Here is a 19,577-nt window from a genome sequence, read left to right on the forward strand (position 1 = left end):
CTACAGGAAGCCCTCGGGGGACCTGAGGATCTCGAGTGCCCGATGCAGGGCCGGGTTGGTGCTCTCTCGATGCCAGATGGCGTAGAGCTCGACGACGCCGCGCACGGGCTTCCCGAGGGGCACCAGTGCGACGCCGTCGACGCCGAGGGCGCGCGCGGACTCCGGCACGAATCCGATTCCGCGGCCGGCGGCGACGAGAGCCATGATCGTGGCGACCTGGCTGACTGTGTGCACCGCACGCGCATGATCGAACGGGAGCACGCGTGCGGCGAGGTCGTGAAAGTACCACGCCTTGGTGGCGGAGTGCATGATGAGGTGCTCCTGGGCGAGCTGGTCGCTCGCCGGAGGGCGCGTGGCGCTCGCGAGCGGATGATCGCTCGGCACGGCCAGGACCAGGTCCTCGGTGAACAGGCGGTGGGAGCCGAAGGTGTCCGGATCGAATGGCGGACGTGCGATCCCGAGGTCGAGGGATCCGTCCACGATGCCGTCCTTCTGAGGGCCGGTCACGAGCTCCTCGAGCTCGACGCGTACCGAGGGGAGCTTCTCGTCGAGAGCGGACAGGATGCCGCTGAGCACGCTGTAGGCCGACATCGCCGTGAAGCCGATGCGCAGGATGCCGCGCCGCCCCGCGGCGACCTCGCGCGCCGTCTCGGGGGCGCGGCTGACACCGGCGAGGATTCCGTGGCTCTCCCGAAGGAATGCCCGCCCGGCCTCCGTCAGTGCGACTCGACGATTGTCTCGTTCGAGCAGGACGACCCCGAGGATCTCCTCGAGTCGTTGGATCTGCCGGCTCAGCGGCGGCTGCGTCATTCGGAGGCGGTCTGCGGCGCGACCGAAATGCAGTTCCTCTGCCACGGCGACGAAGCAGCGGAGCTGATCCAAGGTGAACATGATGCCGTGAAGGTATCACGTGATGTCGAACATGGTTTGGTAATGCATTCACGGTTGTTTAGTGTCGGTGGCGCAACACTCTGACCCTGCAACCCGGACAACGAGGTCCGTACTGTTCGTCCTCCATACGATCACCTACGGCAACTCCCCCGAGGGAACTCGCGTCCGTCCCGACTGAGGATGTGACATGAAGAAGAAGCACCTGACGATCACCGCGCTGGTCGCGGTTCCCGCAATGGCGCTGTCGCTGGCTGCGTGCTCGAGCGATGACGGCGGCGGGGACGGCGGCGTCGACGTCAACCGCGTGCGCGTGGTGCTCGGGTCCAGCTCGACCACCGCCGATACGTACCAGAACGCCCACGCGTTCACCGAGAATGTCGGAGAGGCTCTCGGCGTCGACATGAAGGCCGATGCCATCGGCGCCAACCAGGCGTTCCAGACCCTCGACCGGGCGAAGAGCGACGGCAGCACCATCATGTTCTTCCACGACATGGCGTATCTGTCTGTGAAGTACGAGAGCCAGCCGGAGAAGTTCGCGCTCGAGAACTGGACCGTCGGCCCGGTGGTGTCGACCAACCCCGGTGCGGCGTTCCTCGCCGCGGACGATGCCCCCTACGACGACATGGTCGAGGCGGCGGAGTGGCTGGCAGACAACGAGTCGGAGACCCTGACCTTCGCGGTCGAGGCCGGCGGAACCTCCGAGCTGTCGCTCGACGCCTTCTACATCTGGGTCGCCGACGCCTACGGCGACGATGTCGCGGAGCGGATCAAGGTCTTCGCGACCGGCTCCGATGAGGAGAAGAACCAGGCCCTCTGGGCGGGCAACGTCGACATCATCTATGGCTCGATCGGCGGCAACACGCAGTACACCGAGGACGACGTCGAGGCCAAGGTCAAGGAGAAGTTCCTCGGGATCACCGCCAGCGAGCGCGTCGAGGGCTACGACATCCCCACGTTCGAGGAGATGGGAATCGAGGTCGACGGCGAGCCCTTCACCTTCGACAAGGAGTTCTTCGTGCTGCTGCCCGAGGACGTCGACGAATCCTTCGCCACGGCGCTCGACGAGGCGACCGCCGAGGCGATCGAGACCGACGCCTACATCGACGAGCTCACCGCGAACAGCTTCCTGACGAACTACGTTCCGCTCGACGAGAGCACCGAGTACATCGAAGCCAAGCAGGAGCGCCTGGAGAGCCTCATCGATCAGGCTCCCGACTTCAACGACCTGGCGTCCTGACCCACCCGTGGCGCGGGTTCCCCTCGGGAGACCGCGCCACGGCATCGTTCCCTCTGTCGCCCAAGGGGCCCGCTCATGAGATATCACCTCACGCTCGACATCGCGTTCGACAGCTACCACCTGCTCTTCCCGTATGTCATCGGCGGGCTCCTCGTGCTGCTGCTCGTCGCGATGGGCATCCAGAAGCTCATCTCCCTCGCCGTGAATCGCTCGAAGGGATCCGCCGAGAAGCGGAGGCCTCGTCGCTTCTTCGATGAGGGCTTCGATGCGAAGAAGCTGTTCGGCGCGCTGGCGTGCATCGTGGCCTACGTCCTCGTGCTCGATCCGATCGGCTTCCTGGTCTCGAGCATCCTGTTCATCGCCGCCATCTCGCTGATCTTCCGGCCGGTGTTCACCCCGCGCGCGCTGGTCGGCGTCGCTCTGAACGCCGTGCTCACCCCGCTCACCATCTGGCTCGTGTTCGGCCAGCTGTTCGACATCACCCTTCCGTAAGGAGCGCGCATGGATATCTCCGAAGTGCTCACGCCCATGTCCGTTCTGCTGGTCATCTTCGGTGTCTTCATCGGCATCATCTTCGGGTCGATTCCGGGCCTGACGGCCACGATGGCCCTGGCGGTCTTCCTGCCGCTGACCTTCGGCATGGACCTGACGGAAGGGCTCGCGCTCCTCCTCGGTCTCTACGTCGGCGGCATCAGCGGCGGCATGATCCCGGCCGCGCTGCTGAAGATCCCCGGCACGCCGTCATCCGTGGCGACGACGTTCGACGCGTACCCGATGGCGCAGAAGGGGCAGCCGAAGCGTGCGCTGAAGATCGGCATCACCGCGTCGCTCGTCGGCGGTGTGATCAGCCTGATCATCCTCTACTGCTTCGCCCCCGTGCTGGGCACGCTCGCGATCAACTTCACCCCGGTCGAGAAGTTCCTGATCATCGTCTTCGCCCTCACCGTGATCGCGTCGATCGCCGACGGCAAGATGCTGCCGGCGCTGTTCAGCGGTGCACTCGGTGTGATGGTCAGCCTCATCGGCATCTTCCCGACGAACAACGAGCTCCGACTGGTGCCGCCCTTCCTCGAGGACTACCTCTGGGAGGGATTCTCGCTGCTGCCGGTGCTGATCGGTCTGTTCGGCATCTCGGAGATCCTGCGCACCTCCGAGAAGGGGCTGAAGACCGATACCTCGCACAAGGTCGCCCTCGGCAAGGGTGGGAAGAACGACGGCGATCGGTTCCGACTGCGCGATTTCAAGGGGCAGACGGTCAATCTCGTCCGCTCCGGGCTCATCGGCACAGGAATCGGCATCCTGCCGGGAGTCGGCGGCAGCGCGGCGTCGCTCGTGTCCTACTCGCAGGCGAAGAACTTCTCCAAGCGGTCCGCGAAGCTCGGACACGGGTCGCGCGAGGGCATCATCGCCAGCGAGGGGTCGAACAACGGGCTGACGGGCGGCGCCATGGTGCCGCTGCTGTCGCTCGGAATTCCGGGGGACAGCACGACCGCCGTGCTCCTCGGGGCCTTCGTTCTGCAGGGCATCGCGGTCGGCCCGCTGTTCATCGGCGACAACCCCGACCTGTGGAACGGGATGATCGTCTCGCTGCTCATCGCGAACATCGTGATGTTCCTGATGATGTTCCTCGCGATCCGCTACTTCGCGAAGATCATCGAGATCCCGAAGCACGTGCTGTTCCCGATCATCCTCGTGATGTGCGTGCTCGGCGCCTACGCCATCAACAACGGCGTGATGTTCGATGTCTGGACCGCGGTGATCTTCGGCGTGGTCGGCTTCGTGTTCATGAAGATCGGCGTCAACGTCACGATCTTCCTGATCGGATTCATCCTCGGCCGTGACCTGGAGTCGAACTTCATCGACAGCATGCAGGCGAGCGGCGGCGACCTGACCGTGTTCTTCACCCGCAGCCCCATCGACTGGGTGCTCTGGGCCCTGATCGTCGGCTCTCTGGTGTTCGGCGCGATCAGCAACCGGAGGCAGGCCGCGGCGTCGCGCACGGACACGTACGCGATCCGCAACCCGAAGTAGACGCGTCGATCTCAGAAGGGGCGGTGGCGAGGGAGACCTCGCCACCGCCCCTTCGGCGTACGTCCGGTGAAACTTGAGTGAACCCGTATCAAGTTTGTTGACAGCCCCGAACGCGTGACGTACGCTTGAGCCATCGCGACTCAACTCTCGCGAGCAGTCTTCCCTCACTCGATGAAACGGAGCAAATATGTCACGTGCTGTGGGTATCGATCTCGGTACGACCAACTCGGTCGTCTCGGTCCTCGAGGGCGGCGAGCCCAAGGTCATCGCCAACGCAGAGGGCATGCGCACGACCCCCTCGGTCGTCGCCTTCGCGAAGGACGGCGAGGTGCTGGTCGGTGAGACCGCCAAGCGCCAGGCCGTCACGAACGTCGACCACACGATCGCCTCGGTCAAGCGCCACATGGGCACCGACTGGACGTTCACGGTCGAAGACAAGAAGTACACGCCGCAGGAGATCTCGGCGCGCATCCTCATGAAGCTGAAGCGCGACGCCGAGGACTACCTGGGCGACAAGGTGACCGACGCGGTCGTCACCGTCCCCGCGTACTTCAACGACGCCGAGCGCCAGGCCACGAAGGAGGCCGGCGAGATCGCGGGCCTCAACGTGCTGCGCATCGTCAACGAGCCCACGGCGGCCGCGCTCGCCTACGGCCTCGACAAGGGCCAGGAGGACGAGCTCATCCTCGTCTTCGACCTCGGTGGCGGAACGTTCGACGTCTCGCTCCTCGAGGTGGGCAAGGACGACGACTTCTCGACGATCCAGGTCCGCGCCACGGCCGGCGACAACCGCCTCGGCGGCGACGACTGGGACCAGCGCATCGTCGACTACCTGATCAAGCAGTTCAAGGACACGACGGGCGTCGACGTCTCGGGCGACAAGATCGCCCTGCAGCGCCTCAAGGAGGCCGCGGAGCAGGCGAAGAAGGAGCTCTCGAGCTCGGCGTCGACCAGCATCAACCTGCCCTACCTCTCGCTCACCGACCAGGGCCCCGCCTCGCTCAGCGAGACGCTGTCGCGCGCGAAGTTCGAGGAGCTCTCGAAGGACCTCCTCGAGCGCACCAAGAAGCCCTTCGAAGACGTCATCCGCGAGGCGGGCGTCAAGCTCAGCGAGATCGCGCACGTGGTCCTCGTCGGCGGATCGACCCGCATGCCGGCCGTCGCCGAGCTCGTCAAGAAGGAGACGGGCAAGGAGGCCAACAAGGGCGTCAACCCCGACGAGGTCGTGGCCGTCGGCGCCGCCCTCCAGGCCGGTGTCCTGAAGGGCGAGCGCAAGGACGTCCTCCTCATCGACGTCACGCCGCTGTCCCTCGGCATCGAGACCAAGGGCGGCATCATGACGAAGCTCATCGAGCGCAACACCGCCATCCCGACGAAGCGCTCCGAGACCTTCACCACGGCCGAGGACAACCAGCCCTCGGTGGCGATCCAGGTGTTCCAGGGTGAGCGCGAGTTCACCCGCGACAACAAGCCGCTCGGCACGTTCGAGCTCACGGGCATCGCCCCGGCGCCCCGCGGTCTGCCCCAGATCGAGGTCACGTTCGACATCGACGCCAACGGCATCGTGCACGTGTCCGCGACCGACAAGGGCACCGGCAAGGAGCAGTCGATGACCATCACGGGCGGATCCTCGCTCGAGAAGGACGACATCGACCGCATGGTGCGCGAGGCCGAGGAGCACGCCGAGGAGGACAAGAAGCGTCGTGAGGCCGCGGACACCCGCAACCAGGCCGAGACGCTGTCCTACTCGATCGAGAAGCTCATCGAGGAGAACGACGAGAAGCTTCCCGACGACGTCAAGGAGTCGGTCAAGGCCGATGTCGACGCGCTCAAGACGGCGCTCGCGGGTGACGACGACGACGCCGTGAAGACGGCGCTCGACAAGCTCAACGAGAGCCAGACCAAGCTGGGCGAGGCGCTCTACGCGCAGGCGCAGCAGGAGGGCGAGGCTCCCCAGGCGGACGCCGCGGGCGAGCAGACCTCGGATGACGAGGACGTCGTCGACGCCGAGGTCATCGACGACGAGGACGAGAAGAAGTAACGATGGCTGACAAGGACCCGATCGATCCCGAGAACGGCGACGACCAGGTCCAGCCGGACGCCGAGGCGGGGGCCGACCAGGCCCCCGCCGACGGGGCATCCGCTGGAGACGCACAGGCAGAGGGCGACGGCCTGACGGTCGACGACATCCTCGAGGCCGAGCAGACCGAAGAGGCCGCGGAGTACGAGAAGAGCGACTACGAGACGCAGCTTCTCCACGACCTCAAGCGGATCCAGGCCGAGTACGCCAACTACCGTCGCCGCACGGAAGAGCAGCGTCAGGTCGAGATCGAGCGCGCCAAGGGCGAGGTCGCGAAGGGCCTGCTGACGGTGCTCGACGACCTCGACCGCGCCGCGAAGCACGGAGACCTCGAAGAGGGATCCGCGTTCGCTCTCGTCGCCGACAAGATGCGCGGCCTGGCTGAGCGCACGGGCCTCGTGGCCTATGGCGCGGCAGGCGACGTGTTCGACCCGCAGCAGCACGAGGCGGTCTTCCAGCAGCCGACGCCGGGCGCGACCGAATCGACGATCCTCGAGGTCGCCGAAGTCGGATACCGCCTGGGCGACATCGAGCTGCGCCCGGCCAAGGTGGTCGTGGCCGTTCCCGCCGAGTAACGGCATGCGTCCGGTTGGGTGGGCGGAGTGCGAACTCCGCCCACCTGACCGCTGAACGAGCAAGAAGGTGCACATGGCCAGTCAGGACTGGTTCGACAAGGACTTCTACAAGATCCTGGGCGTCTCGAAGGACGTTGGCGACGCCGAGCTGAAGAAGGTCTATCGCAAGCTCGCCCGCAAGTACCACCCCGACTCCAACCCGGGTGACGACGCGGCCGAGTCGAAGTTCAAAGACGTGAGCGAGGCGTACTCGGTCCTCTCCGACGCCGAGCAGCGCAAGGAGTACGACGAGCTGCGCGCAATGGGTGGCGGGGCCCGCTTCACGGCGGGCGGATCCGGTACCGGAGGCTTCGAGGACGTCTTCAGCCGCTTCTCGCGCGGCGGCGGAGGATCCCCCGACTTCGATGACATCTTCTCGATGTTCAACGGATCCCCGGGGGGCGCGTCCGGTCGCGGCGGATTCCCCGCCGGCTTCGGCGGACCGCAGAAGGGGCAGGATGTCCGCGCCCGCACGACGATCGACTTCCTCACCGCGGCGAAGGGCGACACGATCACGCTGCGCGGAGAAGACGGCAAGCCCTTCAAGGTGAAGGTGCCGGCCGGCGTCGCGGACGGGCAGAAGATCCGACTGCGTGGTCGGGGGCGCCCGTCGCCGAACGGCGGCGCGAACGGCGACATCGTGGTCGAGGTCACGGTGCGCCCGCACCGCGTGTTCTCGCGCGACGGTCGCAACCTGCGCCTCACGGTCCCCGTCACGTTCACGGAGGCGGTGCTCGGGACGACGATCGAGGTGCCGACCCTCGACGAGGACGCGGTGAAGCTGCGCGTCGCACCCGGGACTCCGTCGGGCCGCGTGCTGCGCGTGAAGGGGCGGGGCATCACGACCTCGAAGGGCACGGGCGACCTGCTCGCCGAGGTGCAGATCGCGGTCCCCGCGCACCTGTCCGACGAACAGCGCGAGGCGCTCGAGCGCTATCGCGACGTCGAGCCGGGCGACAACCCCCGCGCGGCGCTGTTCCGGTGATCCCCGTGTCCCACGACACGCCGTCTCCCCGCGGGGATGACGGCGTGTCGTGGGACACGAAACAGGCCGGGTCCCGAAACCCGCCGACATCGGTCCGCGGTGACGGCGCGGTATGCGACATGGTGAGATGACGACCCAGGACGTGTGAGATGCAGCTGCCAGAAGGCGTGAGCGAGACCGACCCGATCTTCCCGATCGCGGCGGCCAGCGAGCTCGCCGCCATGCATCCGCAGACTCTGCGTCAGTACGACCGCATCGGCCTCGTCGTGCCGGGACGCACACGCGGCGGATCCCGTCGCTACTCTGCGCGCAACATCGCGCAGCTGCGGGAGGTCGCGCGCCTGTCGAGCGAGGGCGTGCCGCTCGCCGTGATCCAGCGCATGCTCGACCTCGAGAACGAGGTGCAGGCGCTTCGCGGCGAAGTGCGCGCGCTGCACGACGAGCTCCGCGAGGAGCGCGAGACCCGCCCCGGCGCCCGCATCTTCGCGACCAACGCGCGGGGAGGCGTCGTGACCCTCACGGGCACGACCCGCGTGCGCCGCCAGACCGACGTCGTGCTCTGGCACCCGCCCCGCGGCTGACGGGGATCCCGCCCGCCGGGGTGACAGAGCGCGGCGGCCAGCATATGTCCCGCCGCGCCACCGGCACCCAGGTGACGGATGGAAGAAGTTCGGCGCCGTCGTGCGTCTGCGGTCATCTGAGCGGGGCATGATGTGCGCATGAGCCCGCATCAGTGGAGTCACAAGGGGGAGCGCACGGCTGTCTGGCCGGGGCGCAACTGGCCGCTCGGCGCGACGTGGGCTCCGGAGTCGACGAACTTCGCCGTCTCCGCGCCTGACGCGACGGGCGTGTGGGTGTGCCTGTTCGACGACGACGGATCCGAGACCCGCTACCCACTCAGCGAGCAGGACCTCGGCATCTGGCACGGCGCCCTCCCGGGGCTCGCGCCCGGGCAGCTGTACGGCTTCCGTGCCGACGGGCCGTGGGATCCGCAGAACGGCTTCCGGTTCAATCCCCACAAGCTGCTGCTGGATCCGTTCGCACGCGCGACAGCCGGCGACATCACGCCGGAGCAGCCGCTGTACGCGAACGAGTGGGGGGATCCGTCGGCGAGGAACGACGAGGACTCCGCTCCGTTCACGGCGCGGAGCGTCCTCGTGGATCCGGCATATGACTGGCAGGGCGACGAGCAGCCGAAGACCGCGTGGCGTGACACCGTCATCTACGAGCTGCATGTCAAGGGCTTCACGAAGCTGCACGATCAGGTGCCGGAGGAGCTGCGGGGCACGTACTCGGGGCTCGCGCACCCGCACGTCATCGACTACCTGAAGGATCTCGGGGTGACGGCCGTCGAGCTGCTGCCGACGCAGCAGTTCTTCAGTGAGCCGGCCCTCACCGAGCGCGGCGCGGTCAACTACTGGGGGTACAACACAGCGGGGTTCTTCTCGCCGCACAACGCGTACTCGTCGCGCGGGGATCGCGGCGGCCAGGTCGGCGAGTTCCGCGACATGGTGCGGGCGTACCACGCGGCCGGGCTCGAGGTGATCCTCGACGTCGTCTACAACCACACGGCGGAGGGCGGGCCGGAGGGGCCGACGCTCTCGTTCCGCGGACTCGACGACCGCGGCTGGTACAAGCGGATCATCCCGCACGGGGACGATGCGTTCGATGACAGCTACTGGGATGTGACCGGCTGCGGCAACACCGTCGCGGCGAGCGAGCCGATGACGCTGCGGCTCATCATGGACTCCCTCCGCTACTGGGTGACCGAGATGCACGTCGACGGCTTCCGCTTCGACCTCACGAGCGCGCTCACCCGCACCGGCTACGACATCGACATGGCGTGCGCGTTCCTGACGGCCGTCGATCAGGATCCCGTCCTGCGCCATGTGAAGCTCATCGCCGAGCCGTGGGATGTGTCGATGGACGGCTACCTCGTGGGCCAGATGCCGGCGCCCTGGGTGGAGTGGAACGACCAGTATCGCGGCACCATGCGGGACTTCTGGCGCGGATCCGGCGACATCCGCAACCTCGCCACGCGGCTCGCGGGATCCTCGGATCTGTACGAGGACGACGGGCGCTGGGCGTTCGCGGGGGTGAACTTCATCACGGCGCACGACGGGTTCACCGTGCGCGACCTGGTGAGCTACGCGCACAAGCACAACGAGGCGAACGGCGAGGACAACCGCGACGGCACGGACGACAACCGCTCGGCGAACTACGGCGTCGAGGGCGAGACCGACGACGCCGACATCGTCGCGGTGCGCCGCCGTCAGGCCGCGAACCTCATGGCGACCCTGGCGCTGTCGAACGGCGTGCCGATGATCACGGCGGGAGACGAGCGCGGGCGCACGCAGGGCGGCAACAACAATCCGTACTGCCAGGACAACGAGGTGAGCTGGATCGACTGGTCGGCCGACGACGCCTGGCTCGACGTCTACGAGTCGACGCGGCGCGCGCTGCAGCTGCGCCGCGACCATCCGGCGCTCCGGCAGCGGCACTGGTTCGAGGGATCCCCGACTTACTCGGGCGGCCCCGCCGATCTCGCCTGGCTGCACCCGGAGGGGCGGCGCATGGAGGACGCGGACTGGGCGGACGGCGCCGCTCGCACGATCGGCGTCTTCGTCTCGGGCGGCCCGCTGCGCGAGCCCGGCCCGCGCGGCGAGCAGGTCATCGACCGGTCGTTCCTCATGTGGTTCACCGCCTCCGAAGAGGAGGTCGCGGTCGCCTCCGTCGACCCGGAGTTCATGGAGCACGGCGAGGTCGTGCTGTCGACGGATCCGCGCATCCCCCTCGGCGCCACCCTGCCCGCCGCGGAGGCGCAGACCCTCTCGCCCCGCAGCGTCGTCGTGATGCGGTCGACGGAGTGACCGTGTCCCACGACACGCCGTCACGCGGAGCGGATGACGGCGTGTCGTGGGACATGCGGCGGAGGGGGCGGATTCTCTACGCGCGCGGGGCGACCGTGTCGCCCGGCACGAACTCGCACGGCAGCAGGCGCTGCGGCAGTGGGGAGTCGGGGTTCTCGATGCGGTCGATGACCGCGTCGACGCCCCACTCGCCGAGCTCGGTGCCCGGCGTGCGCATGAACGTGAGGCGCGGATCCGTCATGCCGGCCATGTAGGCCGAGGATCCCATCGAGATCACGCTGAGATCCTCGGGCACGCGCACCCCGTCTCGCGCGAGGGAGACGAGCAGTCCCGGGACCGCGTGCTCATTCATCGAGATGAGGGCGGTCGTCGTGGGCTGGTCGCGTCGGAACCCCTGGCCGATCTCGCGCCCGAAACGCGGATCCTCCCCGCAGCTGAGCATCGTGACGGGGGCGCCGCTCGCGGTCGCCACCTCCCGGTAGGTGTCGCGCGCGCGCGAGACCGCGCCGTGGGAGAAGGCGTTGCCGTCGCCGGTCAGGAACGCGATGTCCTCGTGGCCGAGGTCGCGGAGATGGGCGTAGGCCTGGCGCACCGAGGCGGGGAAGTCGACGTCGACGTAGGGGAGCGCGTCGGGGTGGCTCGTGCGCCCGATGAGCGCGAAGGGGACATCGCGGTCGAGGAGCGCGGCGACGCGTGGATCCTCGAGCTGCACCTCCATGAGCAGGGCCGCGTCGATCAGCCCCGTGCCGGCGAGCACGGAGACCTGGTCGGTGTCGTCGCCGATGGGCCACATCACGAGGTCGTGGCCGCGCTCGCGTGCGCGCCGCGACGCGCTCGTGAAGAACGACACGGCCGTGGGCGACAGCGGCCGCTCGACCGCCGGGTACAGCATCGCGATGATGCCCGTGCGGCCGCGGGCGAGCGCGGCGCCGACGGGGTTGCGCGAGAATCCCAGATCGCGCATCGCGTCCTGCACGCGCTGCCGAGTCGCATCCGTCACGCGCTTCGTGCCGTTGACGACGAACGAGACCGTCGCGATCGAGACCTCGGCCCGTTCGGCCACCTCTCGCATCGTCGCCATGATGTCCCTTCGTCGTCGCCGTGTCCGGCCGAAACATGTTGACACGCGCCGGGGACTGTGTCAGTCTCGGCAATCACAGTTTAAGCGCTTAACCGCACTGATGGCGCGCCTCGGCACCGCGAGTCGCGCAGACCCGGCATGAATACAAAGGAGTCACTCATGCGCAGAAGCAGGATCCTCATCGCGACGGCCGCGGTCGCCGTCGTCCCCCTCGCGCTGTCGGCCTGCGGGCAGGGCGGCGGAGCCAGCGAGGGCGGCGGCGACGGCACGCTCACCGTCCTCGACTACTACAACAACGAGCCAGACAAGACGCTCATGCAGGAGGCGCTCGACACGTGCGCCGCCGAGGTCGGCGTCGAGCTCGAGCGCGAGACGGTGCCGGGCGCCGACCTCATCCAGACCGTGCTGCAGCGCTCGTCGTCGCGCACCCTGCCCGACGTCCTCATGCTGGACAACCCCGACGTGCAGGAGATCGCCGCGACGGGCGGGCTCGCACCGCTGAGCGACTTCGACGTCGACACCTCGGGCTTCACCCAGGGCATCCTCGACGCCGCGACGTACGACGGCGAGGTCTACGGGCTCGGTCCGGCGGTCAACACGCTCGGTCTGTTCTACGACGTCGAGGCGCTCGAGGAGGCGGGCATCGAGCCGCCGAAGACGTGGGACGAGCTGAAGGAGGCCGCCGCCGCGCTGACGGAGGGCGACCGCTACGGCGTCGCGTTCTCGGCGATCGCGAACTACGAGGGCAGCTGGCAGTTCCTGCCGTTCATGTGGACGAACGGCGGCGACGAGACCGACCTCACGAGCCCCGAGGTCGCCGAGGCGCTGCAGCTCTGGGTCGACCTCGTCGACAGCGGATCCGCGTCGCCGAGCGTCGTCAACTGGAAGCAGGGCGACGTGAAGGACCAGTTCGCGGCCGGCAAGGCCGCCATGATGATCAACGGTCCGTGGCAGATCCCGGCCCTCGCCGAGACGGACGTCGAGTGGGAGTCGGTGCAGGTCCCGGTGAACGAAGCGGGTCAGACCCCCGTCGCGCCGCTCGGCGGCGAGGTGTGGACGGTGCCCGAGACGGGCGACGAGGCGACGAAGGCGGTCGCGGCGGAGTTCGTCGAGTGCATGTCGAGCCCGGAGATCGAGATGTCGGTCGCCGAGAGCCGGTACCTCGTGCCGACCCGCACCGACCTCATCGACGAGTACGTCGAGATGGTGCCCGAGATGGGCGCCTTCGCGGAGCAGGTCAAGAACGCCCGCTCGCGCACCGGCCAGCTCGGCGAGGAGTGGCCGGAGGCCGCGACCGTGATCTACGACGCGATCCAGCTCGCGATCACCGGCGAGGCGTCCGCCGCCGACGCCTTCGAGCAGGCGTCCCAGGGCTGAACCGATCTCGCGGCCCGGCCACGGGCCGGGCCGCGATGGAAGGAGGCGATATGACCTCGGCTGCGATCGCGCCCCCCGCGCGGCGGCGGCGCCGGCGGTGGCGCGAAGACCTCGTCAAGGCGCTCTTCGTGATCCCTGCGGGCGTCTACATCCTGTTCTACTTCGGATATCCCATCGTCAAGAACCTGACGATGAGCTTCCAGGAGTACACGACCAAGACCTTCTTCACGGGCGAGGCGCCGTGGGTCGGCCTGCAGAACTACATCACGGCGATCTCGAGCAACCTGTTCTGGCCGTCGATGGCCAACACGATGCTGTTCACGATCGGATCCCTCGCGGGACAGTTCGTGATCGGTCTCGCACTCGCGCTGTTCTTCCAGAAGCGCTTCCCGCTCAGCACCATCATGCGGGCGCTCCTGCTGCTGCCCTGGCTGCTGCCGCTCATCGTCGCCAGCGCGACGTGGCGGTCGATCCTCGACCAGGACAGCGGGATCCTCAACCAGTTCCTCACGGCGATCGGCCTCGACGCCGTGCCCTGGCTCACGAGTCCTGATGTCGCCCTCCTGGCCGTCATCATCGTGAACATCTGGGTCGGGATCCCGTTCAACGTCACCCTGCTGTATGGCGGGCTGCAGGACATCCCCGGCGAGCTGTACGAGGCCGCGTCGCTCGACGGCGCCACCGGCTGGAAGTCGTTCTGGCACATCACGCTGCCGAACCTGCGCCCCGTGATCGGTGTCACGCTCGTGCTCGGCGTCGTCTACACGCTCAAGGTGCTCGACGTGATCCTCGGACTGACGGGCGGAGGGCCCGCGAACGCCACGCAGACGATCGCGATCCGCTCCTATCAGACGTCCTTCGTCGACTTCGAGTTCGGCGTCGGCGCCGCCTTCAGCAACATCCTGATCCTGGTCTCGCTCGTGTTCGCGCTCATCTACCTGCGCGGCACCCGCAAGGCCGTCGACGAGTGAGGAGACGACGATGACGACGACAGCACTCATCACCGTCGATGCGCGGGCGGCACGGCGCGCGCGGGGGCGCGGAAGCCGCACGATGATCCACACGGTTCTGGGGCTCCTGTTCCTCGCCGTGATGCTCTTCCCCGTGTACTGGATGGTCAACGCTTCGCTGCAGCCGTCCGGCAACACCCTTTCGGCCGCGCTCATCCCGCTCGAACCGAGCTTCGCCGGGTACGAGCGGGCGATCCAGGACCAGGGCGCCAACCTCGTCACGAGCATCATCGTGTCGCTCGGCGCCGTGGTCGTCAGCCTCGCGATCTCCGCGCCGGCCGCGTACGCGCTCGCCCAGTTCCGCTACCGGTGGATCAGCATCGCCCTGCTCGTGATCCTCATCGCGCAGATGATCCCCGGCATCGTGATCGCCAACGCGCTCTACGCCGCCTACAACGACATCGGGCTGCTCAACACGATGGGCGGGCTCATCCTCGCCGACGCGTCGCACTCGATCCCGTTCGCGATCCTCGTGCTGCGCGCCTTCATGATGAACGTGCATCCCTCGATCCTCGAGGCGGCGCGCGTCGACGGCGCAGGGCAGATCCGGGCGTTCTGGTCGATCGCCCTGCCCGTGTCGAAGAACGCGCTCATCACCGCAGGGCTGTTCGCGTTCCTGTTCGCCTGGAGCGACTTCCTGTTCGCCCTGACCCTCACCACCACCCCCGACATCCGACCCGTCACTCTCGGCATCTACCAGTACCTCGGCACGCAGGTGTCGAACTGGAGCGCCGTCATGGCGACCGCCGTGCTCTCGTCGCTGCCCGCGATCCTGCTGCTGCTTCTGGCGCAGAAGTACATCTCGGCCGGAGCGATGGGCGGCGCTGTCAAATGACGGATCCGACGACACGACTCGAGCAGCGAAAGGCCACCATGACCATCGAAACGAACCGCGACCAGCCCATCCGCGTCGTCGTGTGGGGCGAGAACCGCCACGAGCAGGAGCAGCAGGAGGTCCGCGACCTCTACCCCGAGGGGATGCACCAGACGATCCGCGAGGGCATCGAGGAGCATCTCGGCGACCGCGTCGTCGCGTCGACCGTGACGCTCGACGATCCCGAGCACGGACTCACCGAGGAGGTGCTGCGGAACACCGACGTGCTCGTCTGGTGGGGTCACGCCGCGCACGGCGAGGTCGCCGACGAGGTCGTCGACCGCGTGCAGCGGCACGTGCTCGACGGCATGGGGCTGCTCGTGCTGCACTCCGGTCACTGGTCGAAGATCTTCGGCCGCCTCATGGGCACCACCTGCACGCTGCGCTGGCGCTCGAAGGATGACCGCGAGGTCGTGTGGACGGTCGACCCGACCCATCCCATCGCGCAGGGCGTCCCGCACCCGTTCATCATCCCCGCGCAGGAGATGTACGGCGAGTTCTTCGACGTCCCCGCGCCCGACGAACTGGTGTTCCTGTCGACGTTCTCGGGCGGCGAGGTGTTCCGCAGCGGCATGACGTATCGGCGCGGCTTCGGGCGCATCTTCTACTTCAGCCCCGGCGACCAGGACTACCCCGTCTACCACCAGGCCGAGGTGCGCAAGGTGCTCGCGAACGGCGTCGAATGGGCGCGCACCGTGCGGCCCGAGCGCACGACGCCGACCCTCCTGCGCTACGACCGCGAGGACTTCTACAACGGTCACGGCTACGAGGGGGCGATGAGCAATTGAGCGCGTTCCGCACGGTGCCGGGTGACCGCCCCCTGCGCATCGTCCAGGTCGGCGCCGGCGGCATGGGGCGCGCCTGGCTGCGCACGATCGCCGACGAGCCGGGCGCCGAGCTCGTCGGGCTCGTCGACCTGAACCTCGAGACCGCGCGCGCGGCGCTCGCCGAGATCGGCCTCGAGGGCGTCGCTCTCGGCACGAGCGCCGCGCAGGTGGCGGGGGAGACGGGGGCCGATGCCGTCGTCAACGTGACGGTGCCGGCCGCACACCAGGCCGTCAACCGCGAGGCGCTCGCCGCGGGACTGCCCGTCCTGTGCGAGAAGCCCGCCGCGCCGACGATCGCCGACGCGCTCCGGCAGGCGGCGGCGGCCACCGTGCACGGCGAGCTGCTCATGATCAGCCAGTCGCGCCGCTACTTCGCTGCCCTCGATGCACTGCGCGCGGAGGTCGCATCGCTCGGCCGGATCGGATCCGTCGTCGTCGAGTTCTATAAGGCGCCGCGCTTCGGCGGCTTCCGCGAGGAGATGGCTCACGTCCTCCTCGTCGACATGGCGATCCATCAGTTCGACGCGGCCCGATCCGTCGTCGGATCCGAGCCGGTCGCGGTGTACTGCGAGGAGCACAACCCGGGGTGGAGCTGGTACGACGGCGCGGCGAACGCGCACGCCGTCTTCGAGTTCGCCGGCGGGGAGCGGCTCGTCTACACCGGCAGCTGGTGCGCGCCGGGGGAGGAGACGTCGTGGAACGGCCGGTGGCGCGTGAGCGGGGAGTACGGGACGGCGCTGTGGGACGGATCCTCGTCCGTGACGTCGCATCGCCCCGACATCGACGACGCCCCGCTTCACGCCGACGTGGCGCCCGGCGCGCAGGAGGAGACGGCGGGTGCGCTCGCCGAGTTCCTGTCCTGCCTGCGCAGCGGCGTGACCCCATCGGGCGAAGCACGACGCAACGTGCACAGCCTCGCGATGGTGGAGGCCGCCGTGCGTTCGTCCGAGACGGGCGCCCGCGTGCGGATCGCGGACGTCCTGGGCGCGTCGCTCGCCGACGCGATCGCGGCGGAGACGGATCCCGCCGTGCGCACGGAACTCGAGCGCATCGCCTGAACGACCGTGTCCCACAACACGCCGTCACGCGCAGCGGATGACGGCGTGTCCTGGGACACGGGTCACTGGGCGACCGCCACGAGCCCCGTCTCGGCCGGCGAGGTGAGGTGGGGGTTGGCCGGCACGATGCGGACGGTGTAGCCGAAGGGGCCCGAGCGCTCGAGCACGTGGGATCCCGTGAAGCAGTACCGCCCACCCTCGTACGCCTCGGCGAGGGAGAGCGCCTGCACACGGGCGTCGTCGATGTCGTCGTCGACGCCGGCCCGGCCGTGCACGAGCTGCACCGCGACGTCGTCGGGGGCGATGTCGCCGAGCGCGACGAACGCCCGCACGTCGAGCGTCGCGCCGACCTCCGGTGCGTCGCTCACGCCCGACGACTCGACGTGCTCGACGCGCACCGACGTCCATCCGTCCGACACGCGCTGCTCCCACGCGGCGAGTTCCCGCGCGCCGGAGAAGTCGGATCCGAGCCCGCGCGTGCTCCGGGCGGCGGGCACGTAGAGGTCGTCGACGTAGTCGCTCACCATACGCGTCGCGAGCACCTTCGGGCCGAGCGTCTCGATCGTGTGCCGCATCATCTCGAGCCAGCGGGTCGGCACGCCGTCGTCGCCCGCGTCGTAGAACCGGGGCACGACCTCGCGCTCGAGGATCTCGTAGAGCGCCGACGCCTCGAGGTCGTCGCGGTGCGACGGATCCGGAAGTCCATCGGCAGACGGGATGGCCCAGCCGTTCTCGCCGTCGAACCACTCGTCCCACCAGCCGTCGAGGATCGACAGGTTGAGCCCGCCGTTCAGCGCCGCCTTCATGCCGCTCGTCCCGCACGCCTCGTAGGGGCGCAGCGGGTTGTTGAGCCAGACGTCGCAGCCGGGGTAGAGCGGCTGCGCCATCGCGATGTCGTAGTTCGGCAGGAACACGACGCGATGCCGTACGGCCGGGTCGTCGGAGAATCGCACCAGCTCCTGGATGAGCTTCTTGCCGCCGTCATCGTTCGGATGCGCCTTGCCGGCGATGATCAGCTGGACGGGGCGATCGGGATCCGTGAGCAGACGCGTCAGGCGTGCGGGATCGCGCAGCATGAGCGTGAGGCGCTTGTACGACGGCACGCGGCGCGCGAAGCCGATCGTGAGCACGTCGGGGTCGAGCGCCTCGTCGGTCCAGCCGAGCTCGGCGTCCGACGCCCCGCGCTTCTGCCAGGAGCGGCGCAGGCGCGCGCGGGCGTCGACGACGAGGCGCTCGCGGAGGACGCGCTTGATGCCCCACACGTGCGCGGGGTCGGCGCCGTCGAGCGCCTTCGCGAAATCCTCGGGGTCGCCGTCGGCGTCGGCCCCCAGCGCGGCGACGAGCTCGCGGAACTCGCGCGCGACCCACGTGGGCGCGTGCACCCCGTTCGTGATGGATCCGATCGGCACCTCCGCCTCGTCGAACATCGGCCAGAGCCCGTGGAACATGTCGCGGCTCACATGTCCGTGCAGCCGGCTCACGCCGTTCGCGCGCTGGCCCAGGCGGAAGCCGAGCACGGCCATGTTGAAGACCCCGGGGTCCCCGCCCTCGTACGTCTCGGATCCGAGCCGCAGCACGCGATCCGTCGGCACGCCGGGCGTGACGCCGCCCTCGGAGGCGAAGTACTGCTCGATGAGGTCGCGCGAGAACCGGTCGATGCCCGCGGGCACGGGGGTGTGCGTCGTGAAGATCGTCGAGGCGCGGTTCAGGGCGAGCGCCGCGTCGAACGGGAGCCGCGGGCTCTCCGTCGTGAGCTCTCGGATCCGCTCGAGCCCCTGGAAGCCCGCGTGGCCCTCGTTCGTGTGGAAGACCTCCGGTGCCGCCGCCCCCGTCAGGCGCGAGTACGCGCGGACCGCGCGCACGCCGCCGACGCCGAGCAGGATCTCCTGGCGCAGGCGATGCTCGCTCCCGCCGCCGTAGAGCCGGTCGGTGATCGCGACGTAGTGGTCGGGGTTCTGTTCGACATCGGTATCGAGCATGAGGAGCGGCACGCGCCCGACCTGCGCCACCCAGATCTTCGCGACGAGCTCTGGCCCGCCGGGCAGCGAGATCGTGATCGTCGCGTGCTCGCCGCCGGGCTCGCGCAGCGCGGTCACGGGAAGCTCGTCGGGATCCAGGACGGGGTACGTCTCGACCTGCCAGCCGTCGCGCGTGAGGGACTGCTTGAAGTAGCCGTGCGCGTAGAACAGACCGACGCCGATGATCGGCACGCCCAGGTCGCTCGCCGCCTTCAGATGATCGCCCGCGAGGATCCCGAGCCCGCCCGAGTACTGCGGGAGGGCCGCTGCGATGCCGAACTCCGGAGAGAAGTAGGCGATCGAGGCGGGGCCGTCGGGCACGGCACGCTGGTACCAGCGGTCGTGCGTCAGGTACGACTCGAGCGCGGCCGCCGCGCTCGCCAGACGTCTGAGGAACGCGTCGTCCTCCGCGAGCTCCTCCCAGCGCCCGCGAGGGACGTCGCTGAGGACGCGGACGGGATCGTTCCGCTGCTCCCACACCTGCGGCGAGATCTCGGCGAAGAGATCCTGCGTCTGCGGATCCCACGACCACCGCAGGTTCGCGGCGAGCGGGCCGAGCGCGGCGAGCGGCTCGGGGAGGACCGGACGGACGGTGAACCGACGAATGGCGCGCATGGCGCCGAC

General features: G+C 68.7%; 16 protein-coding genes. 13 read left to right on the forward strand and 3 right to left on the reverse strand.

Annotation, left to right across the window (positions count from 1 at the left end):
* Entirely contained in the window at positions 1–891 is an 891-nt protein-coding gene (locus KOL93_RS08415; RefSeq protein ID WP_221584889.1) for a LysR substrate-binding domain-containing protein, read from the reverse strand.
* Positions 892–1,078: 187 nt separating this feature from the next.
* Here KOL93_RS08415 and KOL93_RS08420 point away from each other — a divergent pair, with 187 nt between their 5' ends.
* From KOL93_RS08420 to glgX, 8 genes are all read left to right on the forward strand, one after another.
* The gene (locus KOL93_RS08420; protein ID WP_221584890.1) at positions 1,079–2,128 is read left to right on the forward strand and encodes a type 2 periplasmic-binding domain-containing protein; all 1,050 of its coding nucleotides are present in this window, start codon (positions 1,079–1,081) and stop codon (positions 2,126–2,128) included.
* 75 nt (positions 2,129–2,203) lie between these two features.
* Entirely contained in the window at positions 2,204–2,620 is a 417-nt protein-coding gene (locus tag KOL93_RS08425) for a tripartite tricarboxylate transporter TctB family protein (RefSeq protein WP_221584891.1), read from the forward strand.
* 9 nt (positions 2,621–2,629) lie between these two features.
* Positions 2,630–4,159, forward strand: coding sequence for a tripartite tricarboxylate transporter permease (locus KOL93_RS08430; protein ID WP_221584892.1), 1,530 nt, complete (start codon positions 2,630–2,632; stop codon positions 4,157–4,159).
* 187 nt (positions 4,160–4,346) lie between these two features.
* Positions 4,347–6,200, forward strand: coding sequence for a molecular chaperone DnaK (gene dnaK, locus KOL93_RS08435; RefSeq protein WP_221584893.1), 1,854 nt, complete (start codon positions 4,347–4,349; stop codon positions 6,198–6,200).
* A gap of 2 nt (positions 6,201–6,202) precedes the next feature.
* Positions 6,203–6,814, forward strand: coding sequence for a nucleotide exchange factor GrpE (locus KOL93_RS08440; RefSeq protein WP_221584894.1), 612 nt, complete (start codon positions 6,203–6,205; stop codon positions 6,812–6,814).
* Positions 6,815–6,887: 73 nt separating this feature from the next.
* Positions 6,888–7,838, forward strand: coding sequence for a DnaJ C-terminal domain-containing protein (locus KOL93_RS08445; protein WP_221584895.1), 951 nt, complete (start codon positions 6,888–6,890; stop codon positions 7,836–7,838).
* Between the two features lie 149 nt (positions 7,839–7,987).
* Complete coding sequence (locus KOL93_RS08450) at positions 7,988–8,419, forward strand: heat shock protein transcriptional repressor HspR (RefSeq protein ID WP_221584896.1); 432 nt, start codon at positions 7,988–7,990, stop codon at positions 8,417–8,419.
* A gap of 138 nt (positions 8,420–8,557) precedes the next feature.
* A complete protein-coding gene (gene glgX, locus KOL93_RS08455; protein ID WP_221584897.1) occupies positions 8,558–10,708 on the forward strand; it encodes a glycogen debranching protein GlgX in 2,151 nt (716 codons plus the stop codon).
* A gap of 76 nt (positions 10,709–10,784) precedes the next feature.
* On the opposite strand, the gene KOL93_RS08460 is transcribed toward glgX, so the two are convergent.
* The gene (locus KOL93_RS08460; RefSeq protein ID WP_221584898.1) at positions 10,785–11,789 is read right to left on the reverse strand and encodes a LacI family DNA-binding transcriptional regulator; all 1,005 of its coding nucleotides are present in this window, start codon (positions 11,787–11,789) and stop codon (positions 10,785–10,787) included.
* Between the two features lie 159 nt (positions 11,790–11,948).
* On the opposite strand from KOL93_RS08460, the gene KOL93_RS08465 reads away from it, so the two are divergent.
* From KOL93_RS08465 to KOL93_RS08485, 5 genes are read left to right on the forward strand one after another with little or no spacing between them, the layout of a single operon-like run.
* Positions 11,949–13,166: a sugar ABC transporter substrate-binding protein gene (locus KOL93_RS08465; protein ID WP_260406126.1), complete on the forward strand. Its 1,218-nt coding sequence runs from the start codon at positions 11,949–11,951 to the stop codon at positions 13,164–13,166.
* A 50-nt stretch (positions 13,167–13,216) separates the two neighbouring features.
* On the forward strand, positions 13,217–14,137 hold the full coding sequence (locus tag KOL93_RS08470; protein WP_260406128.1) for a carbohydrate ABC transporter permease: 921 nt from the start codon (positions 13,217–13,219) through the stop codon (positions 14,135–14,137).
* Positions 14,138–14,147: 10 nt separating this feature from the next.
* Entirely contained in the window at positions 14,148–15,011 is an 864-nt protein-coding gene (locus KOL93_RS08475; protein WP_221584901.1) for a carbohydrate ABC transporter permease, read from the forward strand.
* 38 nt (positions 15,012–15,049) lie between these two features.
* Positions 15,050–15,838: a ThuA domain-containing protein gene (locus tag KOL93_RS08480; protein WP_221584902.1), complete on the forward strand. Its 789-nt coding sequence runs from the start codon at positions 15,050–15,052 to the stop codon at positions 15,836–15,838.
* Positions 15,835–16,935, forward strand: a complete 1,101-nt coding sequence (locus KOL93_RS08485; RefSeq protein WP_260406132.1) for a Gfo/Idh/MocA family protein — start codon at positions 15,835–15,837, stop codon at positions 16,933–16,935. Before KOL93_RS08480 ends, KOL93_RS08485 begins: the two co-directional genes overlap by 4 nt.
* A 62-nt stretch (positions 16,936–16,997) precedes the next feature.
* Here the strand turns inward: KOL93_RS08485 and glgP are convergent, their stop codons facing one another.
* Positions 16,998–19,568, reverse strand: a complete 2,571-nt coding sequence (gene glgP, locus KOL93_RS08490) for an alpha-glucan family phosphorylase (protein ID WP_221584904.1) — start codon at positions 19,566–19,568, stop codon at positions 16,998–17,000.
* Positions 19,569–19,577 lie beyond the last annotated feature (9 nt).

The sequence above is a fragment of the Microbacterium salitolerans genome (assembly GCF_019720895.1).
Taxonomy (GTDB): domain Bacteria; phylum Actinomycetota; class Actinomycetes; order Actinomycetales; family Microbacteriaceae; genus Microbacterium.